The organism is Paraburkholderia sp. GAS334 (assembly GCF_050436625.1).
Lineage (GTDB): Bacteria > Pseudomonadota > Gammaproteobacteria > Burkholderiales > Burkholderiaceae > Paraburkholderia.
On the sequence record NZ_JBNDMO010000044.1, the window covers coordinates 1 to 13,929 of the forward strand.

General features: G+C 57.8%; 14 protein-coding genes and 3 pseudogenes. 11 read left to right on the forward strand and 6 right to left on the reverse strand.

The annotated features are described in order from the left end of the window. A partial coding sequence (locus P3T21_RS35245; RefSeq protein ID WP_429260508.1) for an AraC family transcriptional regulator occupies nt 1–399 on the forward strand: 399 nt, incomplete at its 5' end. A 91-nt stretch (nt 400–490) separates the two neighbouring features. Here P3T21_RS35245 and P3T21_RS35250 read toward each other — a convergent pair. Beyond that, the gene (locus tag P3T21_RS35250) at nt 491–1,432 is read right to left on the reverse strand and encodes a GlxA family transcriptional regulator (protein ID WP_429260509.1); all 942 of its coding nucleotides are present in this window, start codon (nt 1,430–1,432) and stop codon (nt 491–493) included. Nucleotides 1,433–1,683: 251 nt separating this feature from the next. On the opposite strand from P3T21_RS35250, the gene P3T21_RS35255 reads away from it, so the two are divergent. From P3T21_RS35255 to P3T21_RS35280, 6 genes and pseudogenes are all read left to right on the forward strand, one after another. Next, nucleotides 1,684–2,076 (forward strand): MAPEG family protein, encoded by a 393-nt coding sequence (locus P3T21_RS35255; protein ID WP_429260510.1) that lies wholly within the window; start codon nt 1,684–1,686, stop codon nt 2,074–2,076. Between the two features lie 147 nt (nt 2,077–2,223). Then, complete coding sequence (locus tag P3T21_RS35260; RefSeq protein ID WP_429260511.1) at nt 2,224–3,276, forward strand: alpha/beta fold hydrolase; 1,053 nt, start codon at nt 2,224–2,226, stop codon at nt 3,274–3,276. 145 nt (nt 3,277–3,421) lie between these two features. Further along, entirely contained in the window at nt 3,422–4,210 is a 789-nt protein-coding gene (locus P3T21_RS35265) for an alpha/beta fold hydrolase (RefSeq protein WP_429260512.1), read from the forward strand. Nucleotides 4,211–4,344: 134 nt separating this feature from the next. Continuing rightward, the gene (locus P3T21_RS35270) at nt 4,345–5,619 is read left to right on the forward strand and encodes an epoxide hydrolase family protein (RefSeq protein WP_429260536.1); all 1,275 of its coding nucleotides are present in this window, start codon (nt 4,345–4,347) and stop codon (nt 5,617–5,619) included. Between the two features lie 97 nt (nt 5,620–5,716). Next, a pseudogene (gene actP, locus P3T21_RS35275) lies at nt 5,717–6,021 on the forward strand (cation acetate symporter); the annotation flags it as partial. Nucleotides 6,022–6,198: 177 nt separating this feature from the next. Beyond that, nucleotides 6,199–6,327, forward strand: a complete 129-nt coding sequence (locus P3T21_RS35280) for a hypothetical protein (RefSeq protein WP_429260513.1) — start codon at nt 6,199–6,201, stop codon at nt 6,325–6,327. Between the two features lie 267 nt (nt 6,328–6,594). Here P3T21_RS35280 and P3T21_RS35285 read toward each other — a convergent pair whose 3' ends face one another. Beyond that, nucleotides 6,595–7,368, reverse strand: a complete 774-nt coding sequence (locus P3T21_RS35285; protein ID WP_429260514.1) for a hypothetical protein — start codon at nt 7,366–7,368, stop codon at nt 6,595–6,597. A gap of 103 nt (nt 7,369–7,471) precedes the next feature. Here P3T21_RS35285 and P3T21_RS35290 point away from each other — a divergent pair, with 103 nt between their 5' ends. Next, on the forward strand, nt 7,472–8,059 hold the full coding sequence (locus tag P3T21_RS35290; protein WP_429260515.1) for a TetR/AcrR family transcriptional regulator: 588 nt from the start codon (nt 7,472–7,474) through the stop codon (nt 8,057–8,059). Beyond that, nucleotides 8,035–8,178: pseudogene (locus P3T21_RS35295) on the forward strand (integrase); the annotation flags it as partial. The gene P3T21_RS35290 and the pseudogene P3T21_RS35295, both read left to right, overlap by 25 nt. Before the next feature lie 314 nt (nt 8,179–8,492). On the opposite strand, the gene P3T21_RS35300 reads toward P3T21_RS35295, so the two are convergent. From P3T21_RS35300 to P3T21_RS35310, 3 genes and pseudogenes are all read right to left on the reverse strand, one after another. Next, nucleotides 8,493–9,983 carry a CoA transferase gene (locus P3T21_RS35300; RefSeq protein WP_429260516.1) on the reverse strand — a complete coding sequence of 497 codons (1,491 nt, stop codon included), beginning with the start codon at nt 9,981–9,983 and terminating at the stop codon, nt 8,493–8,495. Nucleotides 9,984–10,560: 577 nt separating this feature from the next. Further along, nucleotides 10,561–11,400, reverse strand: coding sequence for an alpha/beta fold hydrolase (locus P3T21_RS35305; RefSeq protein WP_429260517.1), 840 nt, complete (start codon nt 11,398–11,400; stop codon nt 10,561–10,563). Beyond that, a pseudogene (locus P3T21_RS35310) lies at nt 11,390–12,129 on the reverse strand (SDR family NAD(P)-dependent oxidoreductase). Before P3T21_RS35310 ends, P3T21_RS35305 begins: the two are co-directional and overlap by 11 nt. Before the next feature lie 119 nt (nt 12,130–12,248). On the opposite strand from P3T21_RS35310, the gene P3T21_RS35315 reads away from it, so the two are divergent. Beyond that, nucleotides 12,249–12,737: a winged helix-turn-helix transcriptional regulator gene (locus P3T21_RS35315; protein ID WP_429260537.1), complete on the forward strand. Its 489-nt coding sequence runs from the start codon at nt 12,249–12,251 to the stop codon at nt 12,735–12,737. 291 nt (nt 12,738–13,028) lie between these two features. Beyond that, nucleotides 13,029–13,241 (forward strand): hypothetical protein, encoded by a 213-nt coding sequence (locus P3T21_RS35320; RefSeq protein WP_429260518.1) that lies wholly within the window; start codon nt 13,029–13,031, stop codon nt 13,239–13,241. A 103-nt stretch (nt 13,242–13,344) separates the two neighbouring features. On the opposite strand, the gene P3T21_RS35325 is transcribed toward P3T21_RS35320, so the two are convergent. Next, nucleotides 13,345–13,911, reverse strand: coding sequence for a TetR/AcrR family transcriptional regulator (locus P3T21_RS35325; protein ID WP_429260519.1), 567 nt, complete (start codon nt 13,909–13,911; stop codon nt 13,345–13,347). Nucleotides 13,912–13,929: the final 18 nt, after the last annotated feature.

Genomic DNA, 13,929 nt, shown 5'->3' on the forward strand with positions numbered 1-13,929 from the left:
GTCGGCAGTGGGATACACACCCGGGACGTTGTCGCCGATGCCGCGTTGATGTCGCAGCTAAGGCTTGACCCGACGCGCCAGTTGCTGGGCGCGCAGTGCTCGGGCACGCTGATACTTGCGAAGCTGGGCCTGCTGGACGGCGTTCCGGCGTGTACGGACGTGACCACCAAACCGTGGGTCGAAGAAGCCGGCGTGGCGGTGCTCAACCAGCCGTTCGTGGCGAGGCGAAACGTCGCGACGGCAGGCGGGTGCCTGTCGTCGCAGTATCTGGCGGCCTGGTTCATCGCGCGTCTGGAGGGTGTCGAGGCTGCACGCAACGCAATTCAGCATGTCGCTCCAGTGGGAGAGAAGGAGACCTACGTGACGCGTGCAATAGCGAACATCTCGCCATTCCTCTAAGGAAATACGGCACCTGAAAACTGCGCACCGACTACCTGGACGACACGGCGCCCCCAACGGGAAAAACCCACGGTTCGAGGAGCCCGCCTGGCTAGGCAGCTTGCTGCCTAGCAACCCGGCGGATGGTCTGGGGAGGTTGGCCCAACGTCCTGACGAATGCTCTGCGCATCCTTTCGGTGTCGCCGAAACCGGTCTCCCTGGCGATCACAGTAAGTGAGAGCTCCCCAGCGTCGACGAGGCTGCGCGCGACATCGACGCGCAGCTTCTCCACTGCCTGCGCAGGAGACTGTCCGGTCTCAGTCTTGAAGATTCGGCTCAGTTGTCTTGGGCTCACGTGCGCGGCGTCAGCGATGACTTCCACGGAAAGAGCCAGGTGAAGGTTAGCTCTGGCGAAGGAAAGCACCTTCTGTATGCGGTCCGATCTGGGCTGAAGCTCCAGCAGCGCCGAGAACTGGGACTGGCCGCTGGTACGCCGGTGGTAGACCACCAGCTTCTTCGCCACGGCCTTCGCCACCTCCTCTCCATGGTCTTCTTCGACCATGGCCAGAGCCAGGTCGATGCAGGCGGTCATGCCAGCCGATGTCCACACGCCGCCGTCGTTCGTGAAGATTCGGTCCGGCAGAACCTTCACGTCCGGGTGTCGCCGCTGAAGGTCCTGAGCCGCGGACCAGTGGGTCGTTGCACGGCGGCCGTCGAGGACCCCTGCTTCCGCAAGGATGAACGCGCCGGTGCAGATGCTGCCCACTCGCCTGCAAGCCTGTTCGGCGCGCTTCAGGAATGACCTCATCCTCGGTGTGGAAGTCGGGACGGGGATGGAGCCGAGGACCAGCAGCGTATCGAACGCCGCGTTCCGGAACTTGCTCGAGTCCACCGTGGCGCCCGAGTAGCTTGGAACCGGCCCCCCGGCTTCGGACAGCCGGACTTGCCGATAGGACTCGTACCCGAGCTCCTTGTTCGCCAACTCGAACACGGCAATGACGGCGAGGTCGAGGATCTCGAACCCCGGAAAGAGCAACAAGGCAACGGTCTTCATAGGATGTCCCAAAATGCAGATATCGGCGATTCGAGCCAATCATAGTCCCGCTCCAGCGCTGATGCAATTCCGGGACATGTCCGGAAGCATTGGTTGTCCTAAAACATTGGATTTACGTCTTTCAGGCCATCGTCCAAGGCCTCACCATAGGCATGTCGAAAGAGCGTCTATTTTCCAAGGAGATTTCACATGATCCAGAAGCAGTCCAAGGGCACCGCCGTGGTTACCGGGTGCCAGGCAAGGGGTATCGAATGAATAGCACGGCACTGACCTGTACCGCTGCCCTTGGCCTCCTCCTGTTCGCTCTCGGACTCTCCATTTCTATCCTGCGCTCTCGCGTTGGCGTGCTGAGTGGCTACGCACCTGAGCCTGATCAGTTGCTAACCAAACTGGTTCGCGCTCACGGTAACACCGCCGAGTACGCTCCATTCTTCGCAGTGCTCTTTTTGTACCTCGGCTCTCAGCATCCGCAGCACTGGCAACTCTGGTGCATGGTAGGCGCAACTGCCTGCCGCTTGCTCCTGGTGGTCGCGCTAGTTGCCTGGCCGTCCATGTCGAAGCCCAATCCAGCCCGAGCTATCGGGGCCCTGGGAACGTACGCTTTCGGGGTGGCCCTCTGTGTTGCATTGCTCAACGGCCACTAGTCCTCTGGCCGCGTCGCGTGATTGGGTCCGCCGCTCATGGCCATGGAAACGACGATCGGCAGCCGCGTTCAGCGCAAAGGGCGACACGTCGACTCGAGCCCCGCGAATTCAGCGCGAAATGAATCAACCTGAAGAGAAGAGGTACTGATGTCGAATCAGATCAACACTCGTCGTCGGCGCTTTTTGGGGACGGCAGTTGTCAGCGTTGGCGCGATGGAATCAGTCTTGAGCGGGATAGTGGACGCGCAAGTCGAGAAGTCGAGCCAGTCTGCTGCAAGCGCGAATACCGCGGCGTCGAATAGTTCGTTCGGCACGATCAAGCAGATCGATGCCGGCGTTCTGAACGTCGGTTATGCCGAAGTCGGGCCGGTCAGCGGCCCGGCCGTGATCTTGCTCCATGGCTGGCCTTATGACATCCATAGCTTCGCCAACGTCGCGCCTCGGCTTGCGTCGGCGGGCTACCGGGTGATCGTCCCGTACCTGCGCGGCTATGGCACGACGCGGTTTCTTTCCCGCGATACGGTCCGCAATGGCCAGCAGTCGGTGCTCGCCGTCGACGTCATCGCGTTGATGGATGCGCTGAAGATTGAGACGGCCATCATCGGCGGTTTCGACTGGGGCGCGCGTTCGGCCAATGTCGTCGCGGCGTTGTGGCCGGAGCGCTGCAAGGCATTGGTCTCGGTGAGTGGCTATCTGATCGGTAACCAGGCGGGCAACAAGACGCCCTTGCCACCGAAGGCGGAGCTCGCATGGTGGTATCAGTTCTACTTCGCGACGGAGCGGGGCAGGCAGGGCTATGAAGCGAATCGGCACGACTTCGCGAAGCTCATCTGGCAACTTGCGTCACCGAAATGGAACTTCGACGATGCGACCTTTGAACGATCCGCAAGTGCCTTGCAGAATCCGGACCACGTTGCGATCGTGATCGACAACTACCGCTGGCGATTGAGTCTCTCAAACGGGGAGCCGCAATACGATGCGCTGGAAGCGCGTCTTGCGGCCGTGCCGGTCATCGCTGTGCCGACGATTACCCTTGAAGGCGATGCGAACGGCGCTTCCCATCCGGAGCCTGAGGTGTATGCGAAGAAGTTCGTCGGCAAATACGCGCACCGCAGCATCACAGGTGGAATCGGTCACAACCTGCCGCAGGAAGCCTCCGAAGCCTTTGCGGACGCAGTGATCGAAGTCGCAAGCTACTAAGCGTTCACGTGCCGCGCCTTAAGGATAGAAATCCAGCCGGCTTCTCGACCGACAGCGGTGGTGCCGGTCATTTGACCGACCCGGTTCCGCGCGAGCTGCCTGCGATGCTAACTGCTCACTTCACACATTTGATAAGGATTCCATCATGTATCTTCTGTTGAAGAGATATCTCACGTCCGCGCTTCTGCTTGGCAGCGTGTTCGCGCTGCACGCGGCCCATGCTGCCCCGCCGCAGGACCTGAAAGGAACGAACGTCGTCCTTGTGCACGGGGCTTTCGCTGACGGATCGAGCTGGGATAGGGTGATCCCGCTGCTCGAGGCGCGTGGTCTTCATGTGGTTTCAGTTCAGAACCCGCTCAGATCGCTCGCGGATGATACGGCGGCAACGAGGCGCGCAATAGAACAGCAAACTGGCCCCGTTGTGCTCGTAGGGCATTCGTGGGGCGGCTTCGTGATCACGCAGGCTGGCGCCGACGACAAAGTCAAGGCGCTCGTGTATGTAGCCGCGCTCGTTCCGGACAGCGGCGCATCGGTCAACGACATGATGAAAAACCAGCCGGCTCCGGCCTGGGCAGGCGAACTGAGGAAAGACTCCGCAAACTTCCTGACGTTGTCCACCAACGCGGTGATCAATGACTTCGCCCAGGATCTGCCGACGTCGCAAGCACGTGTCCTCGCGACGACGCAAGGACCGTGGTTCGCGGGCTGCCTGGACGACAAGGTGAGTATCGCTGCGTGGCACACGAAGCCGTCCTGGTTCGTGGTCGCCAACCAGGATCGCATGATCGATCCGCGCGCAGAGGAAGCAATGGCGAGGGAGATCGGCGCAACGACGATTCATGTCGATTCGAGTCACGTCGCAATGCTGAGTCATCCGAAGGCTGTTGCCGATGCGATCATCGCGGCGGCAAGCAAAGTGGTTGTGACGAAATAAGGAACATGAGACGGACGAGATAGTAAATAAATTGTGTCTTTTTAATTTATCGTTAAGATTGCTAAGTTATTGCAGGAGTTTACGTGTTAGATATTATCGATCCCCGTGCGCCGTCGCGTCGTCGTTTCATTGGTATGGCAACGGCGTCCCTTGCTGCGGCCTCACTGAGCCGGTACGCCTTTGCGGAACCGAGTCAATCCATTACTGAAGTTGCCCCAGCGGGGGGCGGCGACAAAACCACGATCCGTCCACTTCGTGTGCATGTGCCGGAATCACAACTCGTCGATTTGAGCAGACGTATCAAGTCGACACGTTGGCCGGAACGCGAAACGGTCACGGATGCATCGCAAGGCGTTCAGCTTGCGACGATGCAAAAGCTCGCGCAGTATTGGTCGACAGATTACAACTGGCGTAAGGTCGAAGCGAGGTTGAATGCGCTGCCGCAATTCGTCACCGAGATCGATGGGCTCGACATTCATTTCATCCACGTTCGCTCGAAACATCGGAATGCGTTACCGGTCATCGTCACGCACGGATGGCCTGGCTCGATCATCGAGCAGTTGAAGATCATCGATCCGCTGACCAATCCAACGGTCCATGGTGGAAATGCCTCGGACGCTTTCGACGTAGTGATCCCTTCGTTGCCGGGCTACGGCTTCTCAGGCAAGCCGACTGCGACGGGCTGGGATCCTGCACGTATCGCTCGCGCGTGGATCGTGTTGATGAAGCGCCTTGGATACACGCGCTACGTGGCGCAAGGAGGCGACTGGGGCAATGCGGTCACGGAACAGATGGCGCTCATCGCACCGCCGGAACTGCTGGGCATTCATACCAACATGCCGGCCACCGTACCGGACGACATTGCCAATACACTGAAGTACGGAAACCCGCCGCCGGCCAGCCTCTCGCTGGATGAGAAGCACGCGTTCGATCAGCTCGACTACTTCTACAAGCACGGTCTCGGCTATGCGCAAGAGATGGCGAACCGTCCGCAGACGCTGTATGGGATCGAAGATTCGCCTATCGGCCTCGCTGCATGGATGCTCGATCACGACGCCGCGAGTCAGGCGATGATTGCCCGCGTCTTTGACGGTCAGAGCGAGGGCCTGACGCGAGATGACGTGCTCGACAACGTCACGCTCTACTGGGTGACGAATACGGCCGTTTCGTCGGCACGGCTCTATTGGGAGAACAAGCTAAACTTTTTCGCACCGAAGCACGTTGCAATTCCCGTTGCCGTCAGCGTGTTTCCGGATGAAATCTACGCGGCGCCGCAGAGCTGGACGGAGCACGCTTATCAGAAACTGATTCACTATAACCGGCTTCCGAAAGGCGGACACTTTGCGGCGTGGGAACAGCCGCAGGCGTTCACGGAAGAAGTTCGCGTGAGTTTCCGGACGCTGCGCTGACCTCGAAGATGCGGATGACGCCGCTATGCGTCGTCCGCATCGTTCGATGATTCACAGTAGACGACCCTGCCCCCAGGGTACCCGCGATTTATTTGGCATTCTCTTCGAGCACATCAATGTGGCGTTCCTGGTAGGTCTCGTGGCGGCAGTCTCGGGCTGATCTCCGCAGTGGTGCTGACACTGCTTTCGAAATCAGTGTGGGTCGACGTGCTGCATCGGGCACACGCGCTAGTGTTCCTCGACAACCCCACGTTGGTTTCAGTGCCGCTCGCGTTTGGGGGCATCTGGATCTTCTCGATGCTGGATCGCGGCGCCCGTGAGCAGCAAGAGCGGGAAGCGTTTGCCCTGCAGGAGTTTTATGGGCAGACGGGCATCCTGTCCGTGAAGGCGGTCGATCACTGACCACGATTCGCGCGGACAGGCCTGTCTGCTCTAGCGGTGACAGACTATATTGCGCAGCCACTTCCGAGTTTCCTTAATCTTGCATCTCGTGACAGACTTTGAACGCGTCGATGCGTCCAAAAATTCCGTCATCTAATCAATGGCTTGCAAACATGCCTTGTGACGGACCTTATTCTCTTGGATCAGAGATGGCTCGAAGCCATTAACCAGAACGGAATCAAGTTTCTTGCCTTGGGAGAGTGGGAGCGGCTCAAACTGGCCCAGGAAGCGACGCTCGCCAATGCGCCAGGCCGGACATCCGAATGATGCTCAGCTCAAAAACGTGGCCCCGCCCGTCGTTGACATTCAGAGCGGAGCCTCCGCTGATTCCCTTTTTTCTAACTAGCCACCTTCAGCAGAACTTTTCCGCCCATCTCGGCATGGACGATCGCAGCACCGATTTCCTCGAGTCCGTATTCCGCCGCGATGGGACCTGACATCTCGCCCGATACCGCCATTTCCGCGGCCGACACAATGGCATCGGTGATTTGGTAGTACGCGCCACAACGCGACAAGACTGTTCAGAACACAGGCTCAGTCCGTGCGCCATGCAACCGAACGAAAATCGATGGACACGAGGAGCGGGTCATCGATCTTTTGTCCTGCCGTGTCGTGGGCATAGACGCGACGCGACATCGGGACGATGATGCCGCCAACGTTCTGATAGTTCGATGCGTAGTTGGCAGCGGGTGCGCCGCCCATCACATCCACTGTGAAATCGTGGCGGCGCAGCAGACCATCTTTGCCGAAATAGGAGATCTGCTCCCGGCTATGGCTCGCAATCGAGTCTGGGAACGTCACCTTCAGCCGCTGCCACACCTCTCCGTTTTCTTCCCATTCGGGCAACACTTCCGTACGGAAGCCGGGGTATGTATAGAGAAACGGAATGGTCAGGTAGCTCCAGAGGGCATAGCTGCCAAAGTACAACGCATGCAGGCGGTCCCATTGGGTCTGCACGGTATGGCCTTCATACGACGTCCTTGGCGCGTGGCGCTCTTCGATCCAATCTCCTTTCAACGATTCGATTCGCACCAGGTCCGGCGTGAAATGGCCTTTCCAACCGGCAGTCTGCGACGTCATCGCAAGGCGTTGCGTTCGCAGGTCCGCCTCCAGTTCGACGTCCCGGAACATATCGGGTTGCCCCTTGACCTGCCATATGGCACCGCCGATATCCAGTCTGGCGGAAACGGCGCGGAGCTTCCTCCAGTTCTCGATCCCCCCGTGGGCCTCGACTGCTTGTTCAAGTAATGCGCTCATCAATTGCTCTCCTTTTACTGATATGCCTTGCCGCCAATTCACGCGGCTCATCCTGTCCGGCGGGTTATAATGTGCCGGTCCACCGTACTGCAGAAACAGTATTGCGACCGTACTGCAGATTGTCAAGCAACTCTTTGTTGAAACTATTGAAACAATGGGACATTCACGAGCAGAGAAGGCGGCCAGCCGAGAGCGCATCCTGGACGCGGCCGCAGGTCAGATAAGCGAACGAGGGCTTGATAGCGTTGCTGTGGCGGAGTTGATGCAGAACGCGGGCCTCACTAAAGGGGCCTTCTACGGACATTTTGAATCGCGCGACGCAATGATTGCCGAGGCGGCCAGGCGCGCCATGGATAAAGGTCAGACGAGGCTCGATGCGCTTTTTTCGCGCAAGAAGAAACCCACACTTGAGCAAGTCGTGGACGTGTGGCTTGATCCCGCGCATGTGGCCGATCCGACGAGCGGCTGCGGTATTTGCACGCTCGCCGGAGAAGCACGCTACGCAGGCCCGCAGGTCCAGCAGGTCATTGCCGAACAGTTCAACCGAAACGTGCAGCAGATTGCGCAGACCATCGGCAGCGGCGAGGGGGCGACCGCCCGCGCAACGGCGATTCTCACCGCCATCGTCGGCGCGGTGAGTATGTCGCGTGCGGTAGGTGACGCCAGCCTTGCAGGGCAGATCCTCGCAAACACAAAGGTGCTGATCATGCAGGCCACAATCTGGCCATCGACAGCAAGTTGAGAGCATGCGATCTGACCAAACTGCGAGTGCGTGATATCTGCCTTGGTCAGCGCGTTGCTTCACGGGCAACGGTCATGCAGCAGAAGACGCGACGGCCGTTTCAGTTTGAAATGGATGATTAAGACACGATCGGCCGGACTGTAAGGGGACACTGTCTGGCCCATTTCACGACACGACGATCACCCAAGAATCAGGCTGGCGATCGTTTGGCGTCGCAGCAGTGGCTGTGTCAACCCAGCACGTGTTCCCACCTGCTGCGATACTCCTGCTCCCCGTTCGCCAAAACGACCGTTCGCGCTGCCGACTTTCGACGGCGGGCGGCTGAGTTCAGTGAACATTCGGCCAACTGGGTTCATCAAAAATGATTGCCGAATCACAGGTCGGGCTGATTCACACTATTTGCTGGGAGGAGGCGGGCAGGGCGTCTGTCAAGTTACAGCCAGCTTGGCTCCCAATACCCTATGGGAGTTAGCGGAAATTTGTAATTGCCGGGTGTTTTAGACATCTCAACCATCTCCGTTACCCCAGTGTACTTCCCCAATGGAGTACTAACGGTAAATTGCTCCGGATCCGGGTAAATATGCCCTTCCTTTGAGCCCGCCATTGATTTCGCAAAATCGCGGTCATACACGCCCATTTCCGGCAACCACAACGCAACCCGCCCCAATGAAACTTTGACGCGATAACTGCCACCTTCTTTAGAGCGTCGGTACAAGGCAGCCATGGCACCCGCAGCAGCTAGCCACCCGGCTGGATAATCAGATATCACCACGTGGGGAGGGTGCTCCGGTTTGTCGTCAGTACCTTCTATATTGTTCAGTCCCCACGCTAAACCGGCAGAAACGTCGAAGCCAGGTCGGTTCGACCAGGACCCTGTCTCTCCCGCATAGAAGATATCGACGTCAATCAAGTTTGGATTGTGAGCCCTTAGATCGGAATTCGAAATGCCAAATCTATCACGCCAACCAGGCCGATGATTGTTGAAATAAATATCCGCCTGCGAAACAAGTTCATAAAACCTGTTGCGGTGATGGTCGTCTTGCAATTCGAGTTTGGCAGTTCTCACTCCGACGTGTGAAGTATAGTGAAATATGTCCAGTTCTACATTTGACGGACGAAAGATGTTCAAGACATCTGCACCATGCAAGGCGAGACTCCTGCCAATTGAAGGTCCTGCGATCACGTGAGACGTGCCCAGTGCCCGGACGCCATCCAATGGCGTTTGCGCGTTGGGTTTGAAGGGAACAGGGTCACCATCTGCCACCTTTTCGATTTCTATGAGAGGCATCAAGCCGACGGAATGCAAAAATGCGTCTAACTCAACGACCTCTTCAATGGGGCGACCGAGAGCCATGACAACACCTGCGTCACTGGCTGCGTTCTCGAGATCTTCGCCAACCCATTCCTTGATCGCGTCAGCAATCGAGGCCGGATCGCCGCCGACACCCAAAAGAGACATTGCCCGCTGCCTGATCGAAGGATAAATGTTTAGTGGCATGATCCACTTATTATCCTTCGTCTTATGCATAACAGGCATCGCGAAGAATGGATTATACGGATCGGATTTTCCTGGAAAGCCATTCACCAGTTCCCATTTTTTATCCCAAAAGGGAGTAAACCGACGTAGTGCTTTCGGGACATCAACGTGCACATCTTGACCTTCCCCGGTTCGCTCCCTCCAGATTTTAGCGACAAGAACGGCTTTCGCCGCCAAGCTGATTGCAGACATTGTGCCGAATGGAAGACGACTATTTACAATTGGGTCCGCTCCAGAAAATGTGAGAGCCCCGCCGATATCATCCACAGAAGCATCGCAAAGATCCAGAACGGACGTCAGATGTTGGTGCAAATCTACGGTACAGTCTTTTAGCGGGTTCCTATAGTTGAAGAGAATCTTCTTCGCTAAAGTTTCAGCAGCGGTCATGTCGGTTCCTATCATGATGTTTACGAAGGTGGTGCATCAAAAATATCAATCGGCCAATTTTTATCGGACGCAGTGTTGGGACGAGTTAGAGAGGAGTTTGGCTCAGTGGCCTGCTCACGAGCGAGTACATAAGGACGCTCCCGCAAAGAGGCGCAATGATGCAATGCGGTTCCGATAAATCTGGGGGATGATGTTAAGCGCCGTGGAGAGCGGAACAAGTCACCGGCATTGCGCGCTCACTTGTTGCAGTTCAGGTAGCTTTATTTGCGCGTTGCTCATCGACACAGAACAATCCATTTCTCTCTCCATTTGAAGGCGGTCGGACCGAGCGAAAGCCGGACCGTCGATAGTCATCAAATAACATATGGACGGCAGGGGCAACCCGGCGTCGTCATCATGAATGGCCGCACGATGCAGTCAATCTGCAAGTCCGGCGCTCGTCGCGATAGTGAGGGACGAGCGCACAAGCGGAATATCCGTTGATTTTTCGACGGACTCCGACCTGGATAGGTCAGAGCCGTGATAGCAAACGTGTGGCGCACTCTAGACGAAAAATTTCACAGAGTCTGACATCTGATTAATCAGCGGCAAGAAAAAGATTGGTATGCCGAACGAATAGATCCGGGTGCTGAAACGGAGATCCGTGACCGGAGTTCGGATAGAGAATGAGCTGGGCGTTAGGAATGTACTGTTGAAGCGTAAACGAGTTGACCGTCGGCGCCATAATGTCGTTGTGACCGTTCACAACCAGCGTCGGATGCATAATCCTCTTCAATTCTGCATACCGTTCTCCGCGTGGCTGGCGCCACTCCATGATCGCTGCCGTTTGCGCCAGCATGGTCTGAACCGACGAAGGATTGTCCGCATCTTTTCGCTGGTGGCGACGCTCCCAGAAGGCTTTGCCGGCTTCCTGGCTGGATGCGGTCGGAGCGAAAAACAGATAAAGGAAGTCCTCCAGGCTGGGTATGGCATTTGCCGCGACCTCCCTGATGCGAGGATCGGAAGGAGGTTCACCGTTCCGGGGCGCTGTCCCTACCAATACCAGGCGTCTGATAAGCTCGGCGTGCCTTAGGGCAATGCTCTGCGCGACATAACCACCAAGGGAAAATCCGAGGACGTCCACCTTTGGCAGTTCTAGAGCCTTGATAAACACGGCAACGTGATCTGCCATAGCGTCAATCGTGTCGGGCGTCTCTCCGCTCGTACTTGCGACACCGGCATTATTAAAGAGGATCACTGGTCTTCCTTGTGCAAGGCCGTCTGTTACCAACGGGTCCCAGTTGTCCAAGCCACCCCGAAAATGTTGCAGGAAGAGCAGGGGCGTACCTGTGTCGCTTCCGAAGCGCCGATAGGCATAGCGGATCCCATCGCTTTCTATAAATTGAGTCTTCGCTGTGTTGTGATTTTCAGTCTTCATTTTGCGTTCCTGTAATTGCAGTCGGAAAGGGAGTTACATACAGATTGGGTGCGAGAGGAGCTAAATCTCCCAGCAGAAGTTCCGGCTGCTCAGTCAAGACGCTCGTGAATGCAGTCGGCACCATGCTCAAAGCCGTGGCATTAACACGGATGTGACGACTGGCCCACTCCACGGCCCACGATCGCGTCATATTCACGATGGCTCCCTTGCTGGCCTGATAGGCAACGTTGGGATGCCAACCGCCGTCATTCCCGGCACGAACGCTGTACTGACGATGCTTCCGCCCATGGTCATGTGCTCCGCTGCAGCCCGCGTGCAAAGCAGCATTCCTGTCATGTTGACGGCGATCACCGCATTCCAGTCTTCGAGGCTTAATTCCATTGAAGCCCCACGACGATTACTTCCAGCGTTGTTGAAAAGCACATCGATTCGGCCGTATCGGTTGCCTATCCCGTCGAACATTTCCTCAACGGCAGTGGGGGCCGCGACATTCATCGTGATGGCGCGAGCGCTGCTTCCTATCGCGTCTGCTGCGTCGCTGGCTGCCGCGCCATTGGAATCGAGGATCACGGCCGAGGCTCCAGCACTGGCAAACATATGCGCCGTGGTGCACCCAAGTCCGGTCTTCCTCCGGTGACCACGGCAGTACGTCCATCGAGACGAAAACCCGGCAAGCCCTTCATCGTTCCTCGTGTGAAATGTCGTTTCCGTACCTTCATGGAAGTAAATACTATTATAGTAGCTAACGTTTGCAAGTGCGTGTAAACCACTATCGTTATAGTATTGACTTGCATGACAGTATTTTGATAGCTACACTGAACACTATGAAACGTAAGAGCTATAGTGCGATGCAATGCCCCGTTGCGAGGACTTTGGAGCGCGTGGGCGACTGGTGGAGTCTTCTGATTCTGAGAGACGCCATGATGGGGTTGAGCCGCTTCGACGAGTTTCGTGAGAGTCTGGGGATTTCACCGACCATCTTGAGTCGCCGGCTCAAGCAGCTGGTTAGCAGCGGAATCCTCGAACGGAAGGTGTCTGCCGACTCTCCAGTCAGGGTGGAATATCTGCTTACGGAATTGGGCAAGGCTTTTGAACCGGTCCTGCTTTTGCTCCATTCCTTCGGGAACGCCCATTTCGCCCCCGAGGGAGGCTCGGCCGTTGTCGTTCACGGTAAGACTGGAAAGGCCACTGATCTACGGGTTGTTGATCGTGTCTCAGGTAACGATGCGAACTGGCCGGAGTTTTGGCTGGTGCCGGGCGAAGCAGCCGGAGAGGCAATGCGAAGCAAGCTGGCGACTGTGAATAGTCAACTCGGTAACCAGACGGTTGACACATAAGTCGCCTGCAGAGACCTCGCCCATGAAGTTTGCATGCTGCGACGGCGAGCGTGAACGAAGAAGCAGTGTTTGCCCAGATCGATACCGATCAACGTCGCGTTTGCCATGATGGCCTCCCGGAAAAGGAAACGGCCCGATCAGCGTAAGCCGATCGGACCGTTTCGGTCAGGCTGACCATCTCATTAAGCCACCATGACCGGCGACGTCGTGAAGAGGAGCGGTCGCACCGTCCGTCTATGCCTCGGTTGCAAAAAGCCGCTGTCTGCGACCCTGGGGCGTCAGGCGCATGACATGCATAAAGGATGCGAGCCGGAAGTCAGGCGGCGCCTTGAGGTGGCGCAGGCCCGCCGTGAGGGCATTCCCGTCAAGCTCTGGCGTGAGCGGCACGCGCCGGCGCACGGGCATGCCCCAACGCAGAGAGCGACGGAGAAAACCCGGCCAGCGGCGGCCGGGATGCGCGTCGCGCGCATCTACCTGCGCGTGAGTACCGAAATCCCGAACTAATCGAGGCAGTAGTCACGTTCGCTACGCTAACCACCGTCCATGAGCACACCCATGGCCAGGCGCTCAAATCACCCGTGGACGATTCTGGTTGCCACGGCGTGACTCATTCCTTCTGCTGCAAAGAGAGCAACTCGCGCTTCGCCGCGGCTAGCACTGCGTCGGAGCGCTTTTCGTCGGCCATCACCCGAGACACCACCAGAGCCCCGATCATGGCGCTGACCGCGAACACGGCCTTGTCTGGATCGTCCCCGCCCAGTGCGGCGTCCATCCGGCCGATGAAGCCTTCGATATGCGCCGACATCGCCTCGCGCGCCGACCCGTCTGCGCGCGCCACGTCTCCCGCCAGCGCGGCGATCGCGCAGCCAGTCGTGCGCGCGTCGCGGTGCTTGCGGCTCAGGTAGCTGCGCACCGTTGCGCTGTACTCGACCGGCGCCGTCCCGCTTTTCGCCTCGAACGCGGCTGTCCCGGCATCCAGCGCGCGTTCGAGTGCGTGCAGCAGCAGGTCCGAGCGCGACGCGAAGTGTCCATAGAAGCCGCCGTGCGTCAGGTTGGCGCTACGCATGAGCTTGCCGACGCTGACGGACTCTAATCCGCCATCCCGAATCTGCTCCGCGGCCTGTTCCAGGATGCGCTCCCTGCTTTGCGCTTTGTCTGCCTGTGAGTGACCCATCTGTCAAATCCCATGGTT